22 protein-coding genes are annotated in these 18,231 nt (G+C 64.8%); 14 read left to right on the top strand and 8 right to left on the bottom strand.

Annotation, left to right across the window (positions count from 1 at the left end):
- Positions 1-113: 113 nt before the first annotated feature.
- The 8 genes from QX108_RS26200 to QX108_RS26165 all read left to right on the top strand — a co-directional run bounded on the left by QX108_RS26200 (position 114) and on the right by QX108_RS26165 (position 8,295).
- Positions 114-1,292: an integrase core domain-containing protein gene (locus tag QX108_RS26200; RefSeq protein ID WP_315781952.1), complete on the top strand. Its 1,179-nt coding sequence runs from the start codon at positions 114-116 to the stop codon at positions 1,290-1,292.
- A gap of 272 nt (positions 1,293-1,564) precedes the next feature.
- On the top strand, positions 1,565-2,947 hold the full coding sequence (locus QX108_RS26195; RefSeq protein ID WP_315784416.1) for a M20 family metallopeptidase: 1,383 nt from the start codon (positions 1,565-1,567) through the stop codon (positions 2,945-2,947).
- A gap of 282 nt (positions 2,948-3,229) precedes the next feature.
- Positions 3,230-4,144, top strand: coding sequence for an amino acid ABC transporter substrate-binding protein (locus tag QX108_RS26190; protein ID WP_315784418.1), 915 nt, complete (start codon positions 3,230-3,232; stop codon positions 4,142-4,144).
- A 276-nt stretch (positions 4,145-4,420) separates the two neighbouring features.
- A complete protein-coding gene (locus QX108_RS26185) occupies positions 4,421-5,152 on the top strand; it encodes an amino acid ABC transporter permease (RefSeq protein WP_315721831.1) in 732 nt (243 codons plus the stop codon).
- Between the two features lies 1 nt (position 5,153).
- Positions 5,154-5,846, top strand: coding sequence for an amino acid ABC transporter permease (locus QX108_RS26180; RefSeq protein WP_315721830.1), 693 nt, complete (start codon positions 5,154-5,156; stop codon positions 5,844-5,846).
- Between the two features lie 9 nt (positions 5,847-5,855).
- On the top strand, positions 5,856-6,587 hold the full coding sequence (locus QX108_RS26175; RefSeq protein ID WP_172113273.1) for an amino acid ABC transporter ATP-binding protein: 732 nt from the start codon (positions 5,856-5,858) through the stop codon (positions 6,585-6,587).
- A gap of 150 nt (positions 6,588-6,737) precedes the next feature.
- Entirely contained in the window at positions 6,738-7,598 is an 861-nt protein-coding gene (locus QX108_RS26170) for a D-amino-acid transaminase (protein WP_315784421.1), read from the top strand.
- Positions 7,599-7,695: 97 nt separating this feature from the next.
- Entirely contained in the window at positions 7,696-8,295 is a 600-nt protein-coding gene (locus tag QX108_RS26165; RefSeq protein ID WP_172113275.1) for a DUF1080 domain-containing protein, read from the top strand.
- Here the strand turns inward: QX108_RS26165 and QX108_RS26160 are convergent.
- The 3 genes from QX108_RS26160 to QX108_RS26150 form a co-directional block, all read right to left on the bottom strand.
- A complete protein-coding gene (locus QX108_RS26160; protein WP_315721826.1) occupies positions 8,282-8,419 on the bottom strand; it encodes a hypothetical protein in 138 nt (45 codons plus the stop codon). The genes QX108_RS26165 and QX108_RS26160 overlap by 14 nt on opposite strands.
- A gap of 80 nt (positions 8,420-8,499) precedes the next feature.
- On the bottom strand, positions 8,500-9,099 hold the full coding sequence (wrbA, locus tag QX108_RS26155) for an NAD(P)H:quinone oxidoreductase (RefSeq protein ID WP_257170767.1): 600 nt from the start codon (positions 9,097-9,099) through the stop codon (positions 8,500-8,502).
- Positions 9,100-9,135: 36 nt separating this feature from the next.
- Entirely contained in the window at positions 9,136-9,834 is a 699-nt protein-coding gene (locus QX108_RS26150; protein WP_315721825.1) for a pirin family protein, read from the bottom strand.
- A 129-nt stretch (positions 9,835-9,963) separates the two neighbouring features.
- On the opposite strand from QX108_RS26150, the gene QX108_RS26145 reads away from it, so the two are divergent.
- Positions 9,964-10,872, top strand: coding sequence for a LysR family transcriptional regulator (locus QX108_RS26145; RefSeq protein WP_315784426.1), 909 nt, complete (start codon positions 9,964-9,966; stop codon positions 10,870-10,872).
- A 23-nt stretch (positions 10,873-10,895) separates the two neighbouring features.
- Here the strand turns inward: QX108_RS26145 and QX108_RS26140 are convergent, their stop codons facing one another.
- The 3 genes from QX108_RS26140 to QX108_RS26130 are packed head-to-tail and all read right to left on the bottom strand — an operon-like array spanning position 10,896 to position 13,059.
- The gene (locus QX108_RS26140) at positions 10,896-11,363 is read right to left on the bottom strand and encodes a YbaK/EbsC family protein (RefSeq protein WP_315721823.1); all 468 of its coding nucleotides are present in this window, start codon (positions 11,361-11,363) and stop codon (positions 10,896-10,898) included.
- Positions 11,353-12,114, bottom strand: a complete 762-nt coding sequence (locus tag QX108_RS26135; RefSeq protein WP_315784428.1) for a haloacid dehalogenase type II — start codon at positions 12,112-12,114, stop codon at positions 11,353-11,355. Before QX108_RS26135 ends, QX108_RS26140 begins: the two co-directional genes overlap by 11 nt.
- A 60-nt stretch (positions 12,115-12,174) precedes the next feature.
- The gene (locus QX108_RS26130) at positions 12,175-13,059 is read right to left on the bottom strand and encodes an amidohydrolase family protein (RefSeq protein WP_257170772.1); all 885 of its coding nucleotides are present in this window, start codon (positions 13,057-13,059) and stop codon (positions 12,175-12,177) included.
- A 266-nt stretch (positions 13,060-13,325) separates the two neighbouring features.
- Here QX108_RS26130 and ykgO point away from each other — a divergent pair, with 266 nt between their 5' ends.
- The 3 genes from ykgO (at position 13,326) to QX108_RS26115 (ending at position 14,528) form a co-directional block, all read left to right on the top strand.
- Positions 13,326-13,451 carry a type B 50S ribosomal protein L36 gene (gene ykgO, locus QX108_RS26125; RefSeq protein WP_006611362.1) on the top strand — a complete coding sequence of 42 codons (126 nt, stop codon included), beginning with the start codon at positions 13,326-13,328 and terminating at the stop codon, positions 13,449-13,451.
- Between the two features lie 99 nt (positions 13,452-13,550).
- A complete protein-coding gene (locus QX108_RS26120; RefSeq protein WP_172113283.1) occupies positions 13,551-14,180 on the top strand; it encodes a tetratricopeptide repeat protein in 630 nt (209 codons plus the stop codon).
- A 105-nt stretch (positions 14,181-14,285) separates the two neighbouring features.
- Positions 14,286-14,528: a hypothetical protein gene (locus QX108_RS26115; RefSeq protein ID WP_315784431.1), complete on the top strand. Its 243-nt coding sequence runs from the start codon at positions 14,286-14,288 to the stop codon at positions 14,526-14,528.
- A 38-nt stretch (positions 14,529-14,566) separates the two neighbouring features.
- On the opposite strand, the gene QX108_RS26110 is transcribed toward QX108_RS26115, so the two are convergent.
- Complete coding sequence (locus tag QX108_RS26110) at positions 14,567-14,749, bottom strand: hypothetical protein (protein ID WP_015669379.1); 183 nt, start codon at positions 14,747-14,749, stop codon at positions 14,567-14,569.
- 252 nt (positions 14,750-15,001) lie between these two features.
- Between QX108_RS26110 and QX108_RS26105 the strand changes: the two genes are divergently transcribed.
- Positions 15,002-15,961 carry an alpha/beta hydrolase gene (locus QX108_RS26105; protein ID WP_315784432.1) on the top strand — a complete coding sequence of 320 codons (960 nt, stop codon included), beginning with the start codon at positions 15,002-15,004 and terminating at the stop codon, positions 15,959-15,961.
- A gap of 62 nt (positions 15,962-16,023) precedes the next feature.
- Here the strand turns inward: QX108_RS26105 and cycA are convergent, their stop codons facing one another.
- Positions 16,024-16,419, bottom strand: coding sequence for a cytochrome c-550 CycA (gene cycA, locus QX108_RS26100; RefSeq protein ID WP_315721818.1), 396 nt, complete (start codon positions 16,417-16,419; stop codon positions 16,024-16,026).
- Positions 16,420-16,630: 211 nt separating this feature from the next.
- On the opposite strand from cycA, the gene QX108_RS26095 reads away from it, so the two are divergent.
- Positions 16,631-18,124, top strand: a complete 1,494-nt coding sequence (locus QX108_RS26095) for an FAD-linked oxidase C-terminal domain-containing protein (protein ID WP_315784434.1) — start codon at positions 16,631-16,633, stop codon at positions 18,122-18,124.
- Positions 18,125-18,231: the final 107 nt, after the last annotated feature.

Below are 18,231 nucleotides of genomic sequence, written 5' to 3'. Positions count from 1 at the left end.
GGCGGTATGAACCGGGCTGATTCCTGACGTTTTAGACCGGGTTGATTCCTGACAGGCCAATTTCGTCTGATTCGAAGGAGAATCGGACGATGCCTTTCAGGGAGAGCAGTCCTGTGGAGCAGCGTATTGGGTTGTTTCGGGAGTACGACACGGGAGCCTTCACGGTGACGGAGCTGTGCGCGCGGCACGGCGTCAGCCGGGAGACGTTCTACGTATGGGAGCGCCGCCGCGCGAGCGGGGATCCGCAGTGGTTCGAGGAGAAGAGCCATGCGGTGCAGAACTGTCCGCACGCGACAGCGGACCGGTTGGTTCGGCAGATCATCGCAACTCGGCAACGGTTTCCGCATTTTGGCCCGAAGAAGATCAAGGCCTGGCTGGGGTCCGAGCGGCCCCAGGTCGACTGGCCGGCGGCTTCGACGATCGGCGACATTCTCAAGCGCGAAGGCTTGGTCCAAGCGCGACCGCGCCGGCGTCGGGCGATTGCGCAAGGCGAACTGGTGATGCCGGCGGAAGGTCCCAATGACGAATGGGCGATCGACTTCAAGGGCTGGTTTCGCACCCGGGATGGAACGCGCTGTGATCCACTGACAATCACCGACGCGGCGAGCCGTTACCTGATCGAGGTGCGCATTGTTGATCCGACCGCGACCGGTGTGAAGAACGCGATGGAGCTTGTTTTCAAGGAGATCGGACTTCCGCGCGCGATCCGCTCCGACAATGGCGTACCGTTCGGATCGACTGGAGCCGGCGGCCTCTCGACGCTCTCGATCTGGTGGCTCAAGCTCGGCATCGAGCCGCGCTACATCCCACCATCCAGCCCGCAGGACAACGGCCGGCACGAGCGCATGCATCGCACGCTGAAGGCCGAGACATCGAAGCCGCCGGCAGGCACCGCTGTCGAGCAGCAGCGCCGCTTCGACGCCTTTCGGCGCCACTTCAACGAGGAGCGGCCGCACGAGGCGCTCGGCCAAGTGGCACCCGTCAAGCTCTGGCGCTCGCCGCAGCGCTCCATGCCGAGCCGCCTCGATGACCCCTGGTACGACGCCGATCACCAAGTCCGCCGCGTGCGTCCCAACGGCGTCATCAAATGGCGCGGCGACCACGTCTTCGTCGGCGAGGCGCTCGCCGGCGAACTCATCGGTCTCACCAAGCACGAGAGCGGCAACCACATCGTCCGCTTCTCGGATCGGGACCTTGGGATCATCAATCGCGACCGCCGTTTCCTGCGCTTTGCTCCGCCGCGTGCGCGGCTCCGCGTCGCGCAGGAAACGGCGGAGACAACCCACCAATGATGGAATATTGTCAGGCATCAGCCCGGTCTAAAATGTCAGGGATCAGCCCGGTCGGACACGCACGGGAAGCGTTTGTGGAGAGACCTGTACCCCCTCACCCGCAAGCGGGGCGAGGTACACCGAGCGAGCCGCAGCGCTTCTGGACACCGGTGCGCTCATCAAGTTCCGAAATCTGAGACTTGCCCGCCGTCCCACTGAATTCAAAGCCAGCCCCTTCCGCTCGCCCCCTGATCCCGATATGACGCCGCCTTCGTTGTGACTGGAAAAGCGCCATGACCAGGATTGATGCAATCGCCCGTGCCCGTCAGAGCCTGACCAAGGGTGACTTCCTGACCGAGCTGGGCCGCCGGGTCGCCTATCGCACCGAGAGCCTCAATCCCGAGCGCAAGGACGAGCTCGCCGCCTATCTGACCAAGGAGCTGACGCCGTCCTTCGCCGAGCTCGGCTTCACCTCGGAGATCGTGCCGTCGCCGAGCGGCAAGTCGCCGTTCCTGATCGCGACCTATCATGAGAGCGACAGTGCACCCACGGTGCTGAGCTACGGCCACGGCGACACCGTCGACGGCATGACCGGCGAGTGGCGCGAGGGGCGCGATCCCTGGGCGGTGACGCCGGACGGCAACAGGCTTTATGGCCGCGGCACCGCCGACAACAAGGGCCAGCACAGCATCAACATCGCGGCACTGCGCGCGGTACGCGAGGCCCGCGGCGGCAAGCTCGGTTTCAATGCCAAGTTCATCATCGAGATGGGCGAGGAGATCGGCTCGCCCGACCTTGCCAAGGTCGCCGATCTCAAGCGCGAGGCGCTGAAGGCCGACGTCTTCATCGGCTCCGACGGCCCGCGGCTGTCGACCGCGCGTCCGACCATCTTTCTCGGCTGCCGCGGCGGCATCCGGCTGCATCTCGACGTCAATTTGCGCGAGGGCGGCAATCACTCCGGCAATTGGGGCGGCGTGCTCGCCAATCCCGCGACCATCCTCGCCAATGCCATTGCCACGCTGGTCGACGGCCAAGGCCGCATCAAGCTGGACTCGCTGAAGCCGCCGCGCCTCACCAATGCGATCCGTGCCATCCTCGCCGACGTGAAGGTCGAGCCGACCGCCGACGAGCCGGCGCTCTCGGACAATTGGGGCGAGGAGGGGCTGACGCCGGCGGAGCGGTTGTATGCCTGGAACACGCTCGAGGTGCTGGCGATCTCCTCGGGCAATATCGACAAGCCGGCGAACGCGATTCCCGGCCGCGCCCGTGCCGTGTTGCAACTGCGCTTCGTCGTCGGCACCAAGGTCGACACCATCGTCGAAGACGTGAAGGCCCATCTCGTCGCGCACGGCTTCCCGATGATCGAAGTCAGCATGACGCAAGGCTTCGCGGCCTCGCGCGCCGACATCGACAGCCCCTGGATCAAATGGGCTGCGGACTCGATCCGCATGAGCACCGGCAAGGCGCCAGCCGTGCTGCCGAACTTCGGCGGCTCGCTGCCGAACGACGTGTTTGCCGACGTGCTGAAGATGCCGACCATGTGGGTTCCGCACTCTTATCCCGGCTGCTCGCAGCACGCGCCGGACGAGCACATTCTGCTGGATGTGACGGAGGAGGCGCTGGGTCTGATGGCGGGGCTGTTCTGGGATCTGGGTGAGCTGCGGAAGCCGCTGTGAGGAGCAATCGCTGCGGTTCCGACTTTCGTCGGGTCGCCTCATCCCCGCGGCCTCCGTAGTTTACCATCACCGCGTTTGGCGCTGCGGCATAGGCCCGTCGGCCTTGTCGAAGGGGACGTCCGACAGGCAATTTGTCGCAAGCGTCCGAGAACTTCCCGCCGCGGGGCGGTCTATGGTGCCCGCGCTCTCCCGGCCGAAAGATCGTCCGAGGCTGGGGGGGCATTTTGAGTTTGTTGAAGTTCATGCAAGCATCCGGCGATCAGCCGGATTGAGGAGATACAGATGAAGCAGCTTCGCCTATTTGGTCTTGCCTTCGCCGCCGCGCTCTGCGCCGGCCAGGTGCAGGCCGAGGACCTGACGGGGACTTTGAAGAACATCAAGGAGACCGGCACCATCACGCTCGGCGTCCGCGACTCCTCGATCCCGTTCTCCTATCTCGATGACAGCCAGAAGCCGATCGGCTTTGCGATCGACATCTGCATGGGCATCGTCGATGCCGTGAAGAAGGAGCTCAAGCTCGACAAGCTCGAGGTCAAGCTCAACCCGGTGACGTCGTCGACCCGCATCCCGCTGCTCGCCAACGGCACCATCGATCTGGAATGCGGCTCGACCACCAACAATGCCGAGCGCCAGAAGCAGATCTCCTTCACCAACACCCACTTCCTGACGGCCAGCCGCTACGTCTCGAAGAAGGCGAGCAACATCACCAAGATCGATGATCTGAAGGGCAAGACGGTCGTGTCGACCGCAGGCACCACCAACATCAAGCAGCTGACCGAAGCCAATGCCGCGCGCAGCCTCGGCATCAACATCATCCCGGCCAAGGATCACGCCGAGGCCTTCCTGATGGTCGAGACCGACCGCGCGGTGGCCTTCGTGATGGACGACATCCTGCTGTCGAGCCTCGTCGCCGGGTCGAAGGATCCCGCCGCCTACGTCATCTCGAGCGACGCATTCTCCAAGCCCGAGCCCTACGGCATCATGCTGCGCAAGGACGACCCGCAGTTCAAGAAGGTCGTCGATGCCGCCACCGCCAAGATCTACACCAGCGGCGAGGGCGCCAAGCTGTACGACAAGTGGTTCATGCAGAAGATCCCGCCGAAGGGCCTCAACCTGAACACCCCGATGTCGGCCGAGCTGAAGGCCGAGTTCGCCAAGCCGTCGGACTCGCCGGATCCGGAATCGTACAAGCCGTAAGCTGCTCTCCCCAATTGCGGCTGCCGCGTGATGCAGCTCGCAAAGCTTGGACTCGAGCCGTCGCCGCGGCGACGCTCTACTCCCTCTCCCCGTGAAGAACGGGGAGAGGGTGCGTACTGCCGGCTCGGCAGCGGTCGGGCTATGAGCTGGAGTGAATAGGGCAACACTGGCCCATTGATTGCATCAGCCGGACGGAATGAGCTTGATCCGATGACCCCGATCATATCAGCTGATCGCATCGGCTCAGTGCCGAGCTAACCCTTTCAGGACACTCCCGTGAACTACACCTGGAACTGGCACATTTTCCTGGAGCCGAACCCGACCGGGGCCGGCACCTATTTCGACATGCTGCTGGCGGGGCTGAAGGTCACGATCGTGACCTCGCTGTCGGCTTGGGTGATCGCGCTGATCTTTGGCACGTTCGTCGGCATCCTGCGCTCGCTGCCGTCCAAGCTCGCGACCTGGATCGGCTTTCTCTACGTCGAATTCTTCCGCAACATGCCGCTGCTGGTGCAGCTGTTCCTGTGGTTCTTCGTGCTGCCGGAGCTGTTGCCTCGCACCGCCGGTCTGTGGCTGAAGCAGCTGCCCAATGCGCCGTTCTACACGGCGGCTGTCGGGATCGGCCTTTTCATGTCGGCGCGCGTCGCCGTGCAGCTTGCGGCAGGCATCGGCTCGCTGCCGCGCGGCCAGAAGATGGCGGCGACCGCGCTCGGCCTCACCACCTTGCAGACCTATCGCTACGTGCTGCTGCCGATGGCGTTCCGCATCATCCTGCCGCCGTTGACATCCGAATTCCTCAACACCGTCAAGAACAGCGCGGTTGCGATCACCATCGGCCTGATCGAGCTGACGGGGGCTGCGCGCGCGATGCAGGAATTCTCGTTCCAGGTGTTCGAGGCGTTCAGCGCCGCCACGCTGATGTATCTCGTCATCAACGTCATCGTCGTGATCGGCATGCGGCTGCTCGAACGCGCCGTGGCGATCCCCGGCTACATCACGGGCAAATGAGATGCTGGCCAATTTCGATTTCGACGTCATCCGCCGCTCGCTGAGCTATCTGTTCATCGACGGCATGACCTTCACCCTGACGCTGACCGCGCTGTCGGCGACGGGCGGCCTGATCTTCGGCACGCTGATCGCGCTGATGCGGCTATCAGGCTATCGCGTGATGGGCTGGATCGCCGGGCTCTATGTCGACTTCATGCGCTCGCTGCCGCTGGTGCTGGTGATCTTCTGGTTCTACTTCCTGGTCCCCTATATCGGGCAGTGGATCACCGGCTCGTCGCGCCCGATCAAGGTCGGCGCCTTCGCCTCGTCGCTGATCACCTTCATCATGTTCGAGGCGGCGTATTTCTCCGAGATCATGCGCGCCGGCATCCAGTCGATCTCGCGCGGCCAGCCTGCCGCGGCCTCGGCGCTCGGCCTCACCTACGCGCAGACCATGCGCTACGTCGTGCTGCCGCAGGCGTTCCGCAACATGCTGCCGGTGCTGCTGACCCAGACCATCGTGCTGTTCCAGGACACGTCGCTGGTCTATGTGCTCTCGATCCCCGACTTCCTCGGCGCCGCCTCCAAGGTCGCGCAGCGCGACGGCCGCCTGGTCGAGATGTATCTGTTCGCAGCCCTGATCTACTTCACCATCTCCTGCATCGCGTCCTACGGCGTCCGCCGCCTGCAGTCGCGCATCGCCATCATCAGGTAGTCGGCTCCCATGATCGAAATCAGCCACGTCAACAAATGGTACAGCCCGAGCTTCCAGGTGCTGAAGGATTGCACCACTTCCGTCGCCAAGGGCGAGGTCGTGGTGGTCTGCGGCCCCTCGGGCTCGGGCAAGTCGACCCTGATCAAATGCGTCAATGCGCTGGAGCCGTTCCAGGACGGCTCGATCACGATCGACGGCCTCAAGGTCAATGATTCCAAGACCAATCTGCCGAAGCTTCGCTCGCGCGTCGGCATGGTGTTCCAGCATTTCGAGCTGTTTCCGCATCTGAAGATCATCGACAATCTCTGCCTCGCCCAGCAGAAGGTGCTGGGACGCGGCCGCGAGGAAGCGATAGCCAAGGGCAGGAAGCTGCTGGAGCGCGTCGGGCTGAAGGAGCAGGCGGAGAAGTTTCCGGCGCAGCTCTCCGGCGGCCAGCAGCAGCGCGTGGCGATCGCGCGTGCGCTCGCCATGGACCCGATCGCGATGCTGTTCGACGAGCCGACCTCCGCGCTCGACCCGGAGATGATCAGCGAGGTGCTCGACGTCATGGTCGATCTCGCGCGCGAAGGCATGACCATGATGGTGGTCACCCACGAGATGGGCTTCGCCAGGAAGGTCGCCCACCGCGTCATCTTCATGGACCGCGGCGAGATCGTCGAGGATGCCAAGAAGGACGAGTTCTTCGGCCAGCCCCGCAGCGAGCGCGCGCAGCAGTTCCTGTCGAAGATCCTGTCGCATTGAGCGGGCCCGTCATTCCGGGGCGCCCGCAGGGCGAACCCGGAATCTCGAGATTCCGGGTTCGATGCTCCGCATCGCCCCGGAATGACGTCGAGAGAAGCGAATAGCGCACGCAATGATAGTGCGAGCGCCGATGAAAGAAGGAGACACGCCTTGGACCCGATCGCTTACGTCAACGGCGCCTTCGTGCCGCTCTCCGAGGCCAAGGTCTCGGTGCTCGATCGCGGCTTCCTGTTCGCCGACGGCATCTATGAAGTGGCGGCCGTGCTCGACGGCAAGCTGGTCGACAGCGCCTCGCACCTTGCCCGTCTGGAGCGCTCCGTCGGCGAGATCGGCCTCGCGCTGCCGGAGAGTCTGTCGCGCATCGAAGAGCTGCAGAAGGAACTGGTCGCGCGCAATAGGCTGGACCAGGGCATGGTCTACCTGCAGGTCACGCGTGGCGCCGACAAAGGCCGCGACTTCCCGTTTCCGAAGGGTGACGTCAAGCCGACCCTGGTGATGTTCGTGACCGCGAAGAACATCGTCGATGCGTCCTCGGCCAGGACCGGCATCGGCGTCATCACCGTGCCGGACATCCGCTGGGCGCGCCGCGACATCAAGAGCGTGGCGCTGCTGGCGCAGGTGCTGGCGAAACAGGCGGCAGCAGTTGCCGGTGCGGGCGAAGCCTGGATGGTCGAGGACGGCCACGTCACCGAGGGCGGGTCGTCGTCGGCCTTCATCCTGACCCAGGACGACGTCATCGTCACCAGGCCGAACTCCAACGCCATCCTTCCGGGCTGCACCCGCAAGGCCGTGGTCAAGCTCGCCGAGGAGCGCCAGCTCAAGATCGAGGAGCGGCTGTTCACGGTCGCCGAAGCGCTCGGGGCCAAGGAGGCCTTCATCACCAGCGCGAGCTCGTTCGTGCAGCCGGTCGTCACGATCGACGGCAAGCCTGTCGGCGACGGCAAGGTGGGACCAGTGGCAACGCGGCTGCGCGAGATCTATGTCGATTTTGCGCGGTCGACGGCTGTGTAGTTCGGCGACAGAGCAGGTGCAGCATCGAAACTCGTTTGCATTGTCCGGCGCTTTGCTATCGTGGCGGAGCGACAGAAAACTGCAGGGAGGAGTTTCGATGCGTATTCGCTGGGGCGTGCTCGCGGCTGGCTTGGTGATGACTGGTGCGGCGTTGACCATGACCAGGATGGCGTCGGCCGATGACGGCTGGGTCACCCTTGTCGATGGTGACAAGAAGGTCGAGTTCACCGAGGTCGGCAAGGCCAATTGGGAGGCCAAGGACGGCGCGTTGATGGCCGACAAGCTCGACGGCAAGGACCCGTCGTATCTGGTCACCAAGGCTAGCTACAAGGATTTCCAGATCAAGGCCGAATTCTGGGTCGACGACGCCGCCAACAGCGGCATCTTCATCCGCTGCGACCAGTCGGCGAAGATCGATTCCAACATCTGCTACGAGGTCAACATCTTCGACAAGCGCCCCGACCCGAAATACGGCACCGGCGCGATCGTCGACGTGTCGAAGGTCGATCCGATGCCGAAGGCCGGCGGCAAGTGGAATACCTACGAGATCACTGCCAAGGGTACGCGGCTGACCGTGATGCTCAACGGCGAGAAGACCGCCGATGTCGACGACAGCAAGCACGCGGCGGGGCCGATCGCCCTGCAATACGGCTCGGGCGTGGTGAAGTTCAAGAAGGTGCAGATCAAGCCCTTGTAGCTGTGCATTCCGGACAGCGGCGCTGGCCGCGGCTCGCGCGGTAGAGACCCTTGCAGTACCAATGGCGCGCCATCATCTGCAGGGGATGGCGGGCCAGCCGGGCCAGCGTCACCAGTTCGAGCATGGCGGGCATTGCGGACTCCCTTACATTCTTTCGACGAGATGGGGCGGCACTTCGATCACGGAAGTGCCGCCCCAGTCGCATCAGCCATGCAGCTTCTTTGCGGTCTCGGCGATCACGCGTCCCTGATAGCGCGCCCCCGCCAGCTCGTTCTCGCTCGGCTGCCTGCTGCCGTCGCCTCCGGTGATGGTGGTCGCGCCGTAGGGCGAGCCGCCGGTGACCTCGTCGAGCTTCATCTGACCGGCGAAGCCGTAGTTGAGGCCGACGATGGTCATGCCGAAGTGCAGGAGGTTGGTGATGATCGAGAACAGCGTCACTTCCTGGCCGCCATGCTGGGTCGCGGTCGAAGTGAAGGCGCCGCCGACCTTGCCGTTCAGCGCGCCCTTGGCCCAGAGGCCGCCGGCCTGGTCGAGGAAATTCGCCATCTGCGAAGCCATGCGGCCGAACCGGGTGCCGGTGCCGACGATGATCGCGTCATAGTCGGCGAGCTCCTCGACCTTGGCGATCGGCGCGGCCTGGTCGAGCTTGTAGTAGGAGGCCTTGGCGACGTCGGCGGGCACCAGTTCCGGCACGCGCTTGATGTCGACGGTGGCGCCGGCTTCGCGGGCGCCTTCGGCGACGGCGTTGGCCATCGCCTCGATATGGCCGTAGGCGGAGTAATAAAGAACGAGGACCTTGGTCATGGTATGCTCCGTGGGGATGAGGGTGAGCGGGATTGGTTAGGCGGCGTCGACCAGCACCAGCTCGGAATCCTCGAGCGCGGTGATCGTGAGCTTGGCTTCGTCGCGGATGGCGGCGCCGTCACGGGCGTTGACGCGGATGCCATTGACCTCGACGGCCCCGGCGGCGGGGACGAGATAGAGGTGCCTGGCCTTGTCGGCGCTGTACTCGGCGGTTTCGCCGGCCTTCAGTGTGGTGCCGAGCACGCGGGCCTTGGCGCGGATCGGCAGCGCATCGGCGTCATCCGCGAAGCCGCTGGCGAGCGTGACCAGCTTGCCGGAGCGGTCCGACTTCGGGAACGGCTTGGCGCCCCAGGTCGGCTGGCCGCCCTCGGTGGCCGGCTCGATCCAGATCTGGAAGATCCGCGTCGTGGTCGGCTCGAGATTGTACTCGGAGTGGCGGATGCCGCTGCCGGCGCTCATCACCTGGACGTCGCCGGCTTCGGTGCGGCCCTTGTTGCCGAGGCTGTCCTGATGGGTGATCGCGCCCTCGCGGACATAGGTGATGATCTCCATGTCGCGATGAGGATGCGCGGGAAAGCCGGTATTCGGTGCGATCTCGTCATCGTTCCAGACGCGCAGGGCGCCATGGCCCATGTTGCTCGGGTCGTAATAGCTCGCGAACGAGAAATGATGCTTGGCCTTCAGCCAGCCGTGGTCGGCGCCGCCCAGCGCCGCGAAGGGCTTCAACTCGATCATGGGTCTGCTCCTGTGGTTGCGACGGTCGACCGGACCGCCGTGCTGTTGGTCATTGGAATAGAGGAGCGGCCGGGGTATAGAAATAGAAACTATTGAAACCTATTGTTTCCAAAAACGAGATCAAAGCTGATGGCGCGACTTCCCGATTTCGAGGCGATGGCGATCTTCGCCAAGGTCGTCGAGCTGCGCTCCTTCGCCGGCGCCGCGCAGGAGCTGAGCCTCTCCAAGGCCTCCGTCTCCAAGGCGGTGAGCCGGTTGGAGGAGCGGCTGGGCACGCGGCTGTTCAACCGCACCTCGCGCCGCCTCGCTTTGACCGATGCCGGCCAGCGCCTCTCCGAGCGGGCGGCGCAGCTGTTGGCCGACGGCGAGGCCGCCGAGACCGAGGCGCTGGCGCAGTCGCTGACGCCGCGCGGCCTGGTGCGCTTCGCAGTGCCGATGACCTTCGGCGTCAAGAAGATCGCGCCGCTGCTGCCGGCCTTCCTGGAGCAGTATCCGGAGGTCTCGATCGACCTGCACATGAGCGATGCCACCGTCGATCTGATCGGCGAGGGCTTCGATCTCGCGCTGCGCATCGCGCGGCTGCCGGACTCCTCGCTGGTCGCGCGCCGGCTCTGCGCCATGCCGCGCTACACGGTGGCGTCGCCATCCTATCTGAAGCGACACGGGCGGCCGACGCATCCCATGCATCTCGCCGAGCACAAATGCTTCGGCTACGCCTACCTCTCCACTGCCGGCGTCTGGCACTACACCAATGCGGCGGGCGAGCAGGCCAGCGTGCGCCCCGCAGGACAGCTGCGCGTCAACAATGGCGAGGCGCTGCTGCCGGCGGTGCTCGCCGGGCTCGGCATCGCCGATCTCCCGGACTTCATCGTCGGCGAGGCCATCGCCTCTGGCGAGGTCGAGGTGGTGCTGAGGGGCTGGAGCCAGCCCGAAGGCGCAATGCATCTGGTGATGCCGCCCGGCGGCCCGCGGCCCGCACGGGTCGAGGTGCTGACGGAGTTTCTGGTCAAGGAGCTGGCGAAGGCAAAGAAGCGGTGATCACGCCTCCCGACATCAGCCGCTCAGGGCTGCACCTCGCACACGTCGACCCATTCGGCCGATGTCAGCTCGGCCATCCGGTCCGGCGTGATCTTCACCGCGCTGTGGGTGGAGCCTGCTGCGGGGACGACGATGTCGAACGCCTTCAGCGAAAGGTCGCAATACACCGGGAGCGGTGATTTCAGCCCGAACGGGCAGACGCCGCCGACCTCGTGGCCGGTGATGTCGGCGACCTCGTCGAGGCCGAGCATCTTCGGCTTGCCGCCGAACAGCGCCTTGACCTTCTTGTTGTCCATGCGCGCGTGGCCCGCTGCGACGATCAGGATGACGCGGTCGCCGACGCGCAAAGACAACGTCTTGGCGATGCGGGCGGGCTCCACGCCATAGGCTTCGGCGGCGAGCGCGACTGTTGCTGAGCTCTGGCTGGAGACGAGGACGTCGATGTCGGGGGCTTTTGCGGCGAAGAAGGCGCGGACGGATTCAAGGCTCATGCGATGCAACGATCTCGGGCAGTTCGGACAGCGCAGCAATACGATAGTCGGGCGCAAAACCCAACTCGTCCATCTGCGTGCGCAGCGCCTTGAACAAAGTGAGCGGCGCGACCAGGTCGGTCTTGACGCACGCCGCCGCCATGGCCTCGGGGCTGACCCGCTCGATCCAGGCGACGTTGAGGCCGAAAGCCTTGGCGCCGCAGACGTCCCAGGGATTGGAGGACACGAACAGCACCTCGGCCGGCGCAAGTCCGAGCGTCTCTTCGATCAGCGCATAGGCTTGCGGACTCGGCTTGAAGATCTTGTGCGCATCGACGCTGACGACCGCATCGAGCAACGTGTCTAATCCACTGGCCTTGACCAGGCCGTCGAGCATCGCGGGGCTGCCGTTGGAGAGGATCGCGAGCCGATGATCCTTCATCGCGGCGAGCGTAGTCTGCGCGTCAGGGTAAGGATCGAGGTCGAGGTACTTGGCGATGATGCGATCCAACGTGCCGGCATCGGTCTGCAGGCCGAGAATGCGCAGCGTGTAGATCAGCGACTCCCGGGTGACGACGGCAAAATCCTGATAGCGCTGCATCAGCGAGCGCAGCCAGGTGTATTCGAGCTGCTTGATGCGCCAGATCTGGGTGATGAGGTCGCCATGGCCGGGGAAGGCCTGCTCGGTCACCGCCGCCACCGACTGGATGTCGTACAGCGTGCCATAGGCATCGAAGACGACAGCCTTGAAGGGGGCGGCTTTGAACGGCACGGCGACAACCTCCCTTGGAAGCAGGCGCGATGACCGATGGCCACCGCGCCTGGAGCGATCTCAGATGCCGAGCAGCTTGCGGGCGTTGGCCTTCAGCACCTTCGGCCGGATCTCCTCGCGGATGTCCAGCTTGGCAAAGTCCGCCAGCCAGCGGTCCGGCGTGATCACCGGCCAGTCCGAGCCGAACAGCATCTTGTCCTGCAGAATCGAGTTGATGTAGCGCACCAGGATCGGCGGGAAGTATTTCGGCGACCAGCCCGAGAGATCGATGTAGACGTTCGGCTTGTGGGTCGCGACGGACAGTGCCTCCTCCTGCCAGGGGAAGGAGGGATGGGCGAGGATGATCTTGAGGTCGGGGAAGTCGGCCGCGACGTCGTCCATGTACATCGGGTTGGAGTACTTCAGCCGCATCCCCATGCCGCCCGGCATGCCCGAGCCGACGCCGGTCTGGCCGGTGTGGAACAGCGCGATCGCGCCGCCGTCGTTGATCGCCTCGTAGAGCGGGTAGGCGAGGCGGTCGTTGGCGTAGAAGCCCTGCATGGTCGGGTGGAACTTGAAGCCGCGGACGCCATAGTCCTCGATCAGCCGGCGCGCTTCGCGGACGCCGAGCTTGCCCTTGTGCGGATCGATGCTGACGAACGGGATCAGCACATCGAGATGCTCGGAGGCGATCTCCAGCATCTCTTCATTCTTGTAGCGGCGGAAGCCGGTCTCGCGCTCGGCATCGACCGGGAAGATCACGGCGGCGATGTTCTTCGAGCGGTAATAGGCCGCGGTCTCCGGCACGGTCGGCGGATGCTTGTGCGGCGACTTGAAGTAGTCGGCCATCTGGGCCTGGAAATCGTCGTAGCCGTCGTCGGCATGCATGCCGCACGGCTCCTCGGCATGGGTGTGGATGTCGATGGCGACGACGTCGTCGATCTTGGGCAGAGCGAGTTTTGGCATGGGCGTTCCCGGCGTTCGGTTCTTGGCTTTGTCAAATTGATTATACGATATAACGAATTTGGCAATCGGCAATTGGTCCGGCGGCCGGTTCCCTGGGCCACCTCAGGCTCGGGCCTTGTTGAAGCCGGCGCCTCAATCGTTGACATCGCCCAAGTCGGTGGTTAGAAACCGGCCACTCCGGGCGACCCTGTCGCTTGCGGAAATCCCTTTCTATTTGCCACTTCCGGCCTGTCCAACACGGCCTTTCGAACGTATCAGGATGTCCCATGAAGGTCCGTAACTCGCTGAAGTCGCTGCGTGGCCGCCATCGCGCCAACCGTCTGGTCCGCCGCAAGGGCCGCGTCTATGTGATCAACAAGGTCCAGCGCCGCTTCAAGGCCCGCCAGGGCTGATCGACCGGCTGATCCGGCCCGCGCCTGCCGAGCCTCCTCACAGGTCTTTGACGCGCGCTCTGCTTTGCAGGGCGCGCTTTCTGCGTCTACACTTGCCGCATGGCCAAGCGAACTTTCCGGGCGATTCTGCTCGCCGCCTCCCTGATTTCGGTCCCTTCCCTCGCCTATGCGCAGGGTGAGCCGCGATCGGGCGCCAAACCAAAACCCCCGGAAGCGCCGTCGAAGCTGCCGAAGGTCGGCGCCGACAAGACCAAGGGGCTCGATTTCCTGTTCGGCGCGCTGAAGGCCGCGCCCGACGATGTCAGTGCCAAGCATGTCGAGGCGCGGATCTGGGCGATCTGGCTGCAGACCCCCAGCGATACCGTCGCGCTGCTGATGTCGCGCTCCAAGGCGGCGATGGACGCGAAGCAGAACGAGGTCGCGCTCAAGCTGCTCGATTCGGTCATCAAGCTCCGGCCGGATTATGTCGAGGCCTGGAACCGGCGGGCGACCATCTATTACCTGCAGAACGATTACGGCCGCTCGCTCGCCGACATCCAGCAGGTGCTGGTCCGGGAGCCGCGGCACTTCGGCGCGCTCGCCGGTCTCGGCATGATCATGCAGGACCTCGGCGAGGAAAAGCGCGCGCTGGATGCCTTCCGCAAGGCGCTCGAGGTCAATCCGCACCTGGAAAAGGTGCCGGAGCTCGTCAAAACCCTGACCGAGAAGGTCGAGGGCCGCGACATCTGAGCCTTTACGGCTGGTTAACCATGTTGCGACGGCCGTGCTTGCCGGCCAATCCGCGCGCCCCCAACTGCCGTTTGATCGGATGAAACCTGGGCAGGAGACGGCGCGATGAGGCGTGCGGTGCTGACGACGGTGCTGATGGGGATGACGGCGACGGCCGCCTGGGCCGACGACCTGTTCTGGGTGGTGGGAAACCGCGCCACCAATCGCTGCGAGATCGTGACCAGCAATCCCGTCATCATCGGGGACATCTGGTTCGCATCCGGCCCGTTCAAGTCGAGAGACGACGCCAAGCTGGCGCGATCGACGATCAACGCGTGCCCGAACAAGGACATGACGCAGGAGGATTGACGGGGGGACGGATCGGCGCGAGCCGCCGGTCCGGCCGCTCAGTGAAAGGCGGTGCTGCGGCGGTCCGGCAGGCCATATTGCGCGGCTGCGGCATACAGCTGCGCGATCTCGGCCTCCAGATGCTCGTTGACCAGCAGCAGGGCCTTCAGCGCGCCACGAAGATCGCCATTGCAGCTGGCGACGATCTCGTCGATGGCCGTCTCGCTCGAACGAACACTCATCGGTAACCCCCTCCCAAAACACCAAACTAAACGCAGGGCCGGTCATCGCAGGTCGCACCGCGCAATGACCCGACCGGAAGTAATTCACGGCCATCAGCCGATTGCGAGGAAAAGTCCCGACCATGGTTATAAAATGGCCGACGACGCCGTGATGACAGGATTTCCGGTCGTAACGGCCAAACCCGGCTGCCGGATCTGCAACTCCCGCCGATCCGGCTCGTAACTGTCTCCGTGACAGGCAGAAAACTATCAATGATATCAATGTTCTTGGTGGGCGCATTGGCCGTACTCGCGCTGCTCACAAGGGCCGGCGTCGCAGTGGTCGAGCGCCGCTATCCGGCGCAAGGGCAGGCCATCGATGTCGATGGGGCGACGATCAATCTTGTGGATATCGGCCCCCGCGACAGCAAAAAGCCGCCGCTGTTGCTGCTCCACGGCGCCAGCTCGAACCTCGAGGCGATGCGCCGGCCGCTCGGCGACATGCTGGCGGAGCGCCACCGGGTGCTGCTGGTCGATCGTCCTGGCCATGGCTGGAGCCCGCGAGCGCGGGCCGAGGATTCCACGCCTGCCGCGCAGGCGCGGATGCTGGACGAGGCGCTCGGGCGGCTCGGGACCGGCCCGGTGATCCTGGTCGTGCATTCCTGGAGCGGCGCGCTCGGCCTGCGCATGGCGCTCGACTTTCCGGACCGCGTCGCCGGCCTCGTGATGCTGGCGCCGGTCGCCTATCCCTGGCGCGGCGGGGTCGGGCAGTACAATGCGGCGGTGACCACGCCGGTGATCGGCCCCTTGCTGGCCCACACCATCACCCTGCCGCTCGGCCTGGCGCTGATGGGCCCCGGCGCCCGCGGCGTGTTTGCACCGCAGCAGATGCCGGACGATTTCGTCGACCAGAGCGCGACGCCGCTGCTGCTGCGACCGCGCGAATTCCTCGCCAATGCGCTCGACCTCGTCACCCTCAAGCAGGCGGTGATCGAGCAGTCGCCGCGCTACGCCGAGATCAAAGTCCCCGTCACCATCCTGGCCGGCGACGCCGACAAGACCGTCTACACCGACATTCATGCGCGGCGGCTGGCGCAGGTGCTGCCGCAGACCCGCCTGATCGTCGTGCCCGATCTCGGCCACATGGTGCAGAACGCCGTGCCGGAGCTCGTTGCCGCCGAGGTCGAGCGGATGGTCGGCGCGCTCACGGCGACTGCGGCGGCCGCACCTTGAAAACGAAAAAGCCCCGGCGCGCGGCCGGGGCTTCGAGGGCTGCGCGGGAGTCGCGCCGCCGTTTACTGCTTCTGCTTGCCGTCCTTGTCGAACGAGGCGATGTACGCCCACAGGTTGTTGATCTCGGTCTCGTTCTTGATGCCCGCGAAGGTCATCTTGGTGCCGGGGATCTTGGCCTTCGGATCCTTGATGTATTCCTTGAACACGGCCTCGTTCCAGGTGATCCCGGAGTTCTTGTTGGCTTCCGAATAGTTGTAGTCCGGCGCGGAGCCCGACTTGCGGCCGTCGAGACCGTTCAGTTCCGGGCCGACCTTGTTCTTCGCGCCTTCGCCGATCGCATGGCAGGGCAGGCACTTGTTGAAGGAGGTCTTGCCGGCGGCGGCATCCTGCGCCAGCACGGCCGAGGTCAACGACGACGAGGCGATCACGACGAGCGCGGTCAAAGTCAGTTTCTTCATGGATCAGGCTCTGTGGTTTCGAGACAAAAATCGTGCGCAGGTTTGTGGCATGGCCTCCGCCCTCAGACAAGCCGTCCATCGGGATAGGGTTCATTTGATCGCCGCGAACTTTGCGCGGCAGCAAACAGCGAAACCGGCCGCGTCCGCCTACCCAAAGCGCCGCGGTTGTGGTTGATATGACGGTCGAAATCGAGGTCAGGAGACGCGCGCGATGGCCATCATGATGCCGGAGGCTGATCAGGCGGTGCTGGCGCGCCGCGGCGAGATCGTTGCTGCACTGCGCGCGATTGTCCCAGGCGAGGGCGTCATCGACAGCGCCGCCGAAATGCTGCCTTACGAGTCCGACGGATTGATGGCGTATCGCCAGCCGCCGATGGTCGTGGTGCTGCCGGAGACGACGGCACAGGTCTCTACGGTTCTCAAATATTGCCATCAACAAGGCATCAAGGTGGTTCCGCGCGGCTCCGGCACGTCGCTGTCGGGCGGCGCCCTGCCATTGGCCGACGGCGTGCTGCTCGGGCTGGGCAAGTTCAAGCGCATCCGCGAGATCGATTTCGAGAACCGCGTGGTCGTCACCGAGCCGGGCGTGACCAACCTCGCCATCAGCCAGGCGGTGGCGCATGCCGGCTTCTACTACGCGCCCGACCCGTCGTCGCAGATCGCCTGCTCGATCGGCGGCAATGTCGCGGAGAATTCCGGCGGCGTGCACTGCCTGAAATACGGCATGACCACCAACAACGTGCTGGGATGCGAGATCGTGCTGATCAACGGCGAGGTGTTGCGCATCGGAGGCAAGTGCACCGAGAATGCCGGCTATGACCTGATGGGCCTCATCACCGGCTCGGAAGGGCTGCTCGGCGTGGTCACCGAGGTGACCGTGCGTATCCTGCAAAAACCGGAGACGGCGCGCGCGCTGATGGTCGGCTTCGCCGAGGTCGAGGCCGCCGGCGAATGCGTCGCGCGCATCATCGGCGCCGGCATCATCCCCGGCGGCATGGAGATGATGGACAAGCCGGCCATTCACGCCGCCGAGGCCTTCGTCCATGCCGGCTATCCGCTCGACGTCGAGGCGCTCTTGATCATCGAGCTCGACGGCCCCGGCGTCGAGGTCGACGAACTGATCAGCCGCGTCGAGGCGATCGCGAATGGCTGCGGCTCGACCACCTGCCGGATCTCGACCTCCGAGGCCGAGCGCAATCTGTTCTGGGCCGGCCGCAAGGCGGCTTTCCCCGCAGTGGGCCGCATCTCGCCGGACTATCTCTGCATGGACGGCACCATCCCGCGCGGCGCGCTGCCCAAGGCCTTGGCGCGCATCCGCGAGCTGTCGGAAAAATATCAGCTCGGCTGCGCCAACGTCTTCCATGCCGGCGACGGCAATCTGCATCCGCTGATCCTCTACGACGCCAACAAGCCCGGCGAGATGGAGCGTGCCGAAGCCTTCGGCGCCGACATCCTGCGCTGCTGCGTCGAGCTCGGCGGCGTCCTCACCGGCGAGCATGGCGTCGGCATCGAGAAGCGCGACCTGATGCCGGACATGTTCACCGAGATCGACCTCAACCAGCAGCAGCGCGTGAAATGCGCGTTCGACAGCCAGGGCCTGTTGAACCCCGGCAAGGTGTTTCCGACGCTGCATCGGTGTGCGGAGCTCGGGCGGATGCATGTCCATGCGGGCAAGCTGGCGTTTCCGGATCTGCCGCGGTTCTGAGGCGGGGGCTTGCGGGTAGGGCGGTGTCATCTGTCGTCTGCCCCCCACATCTGCTCGACCTCACGCGACACTCTCTCCCCACGTCATTCCGGGGCGCCCGCAGGGCG

The sequence above is a fragment of the Bradyrhizobium sp. SZCCHNR1002 genome (genome assembly GCF_032381435.1).
GTDB lineage: Bacteria > Pseudomonadota > Alphaproteobacteria > Rhizobiales > Xanthobacteraceae > Bradyrhizobium > Bradyrhizobium aeschynomenes.
The sequence above is the reverse complement of the archived record's forward strand: the minus strand, read 5'-3'. Positions and strand labels throughout refer to the sequence as shown.